This is a genomic window from Pseudobutyrivibrio xylanivorans, from assembly GCF_010906925.1.
Lineage (GTDB): Bacteria > Bacillota > Clostridia > Lachnospirales > Lachnospiraceae > Pseudobutyrivibrio.
Genome location: NZ_VTVE01000014.1, coordinates 1 through 449, shown reverse-complemented (window position 1 = coordinate 449; position 449 = coordinate 1). Strand labels below are relative to the sequence as shown.

The following is a 449-nucleotide window of genomic DNA, read 5'->3' as shown; positions in this document are numbered from 1 at the left end:
GATATATGTTCAGGTTAAACGGGGTGGATGAATCAGGAGAAACAGATGAAATTAAAATCACTACTTCTGTTAAAAACTTCCCAAAAGAAAGTTATTTAAAAGCCCATGTAAAAGGTAAGTATGTTTATGAGTACGAAGTTGTATCTCCGGAAAACATTCCTGAAAAAGCAATGGAAGTATTGACTAAATAGTAAAAAGTCCAATAACTAATATTGTCATTGAATTTGACACCGGTTCGGAAAATGTATGCAAAGAATAGGAGAGTATATATGAAAAGGTCAGTGATAATTGTTAAAAATATTCAAAAAGTATATGGGGAAAAGAGAGGAAATCCATCACATGCATTAAAAGGAATATCTTTCTCGATGGATGAAGGGGAATTTGTTGGCGTTATGGGACCTTCCGGATCAGGTAAAACGACATTACTAAATGTAATTTCAACGCTTGAC

Annotated in this window: 2 protein-coding genes; both read left to right on the top strand. The window is 33.6% G+C overall.

Translation table 11 applies throughout. From position 1 onward, the window contains the following. The coding region (locus F0Q01_RS13670; protein ID WP_163927295.1) for a YxeA family protein at window positions 1-191 on the top strand (191 nt) is incomplete at its 5' end. A 78-nt stretch (window positions 192-269) separates the two neighbouring features. Then, on the top strand, window positions 270-449 hold a 180-nt coding region (locus F0Q01_RS13665; protein ID WP_163927293.1), incomplete at its 3' end, for an ATP-binding cassette domain-containing protein.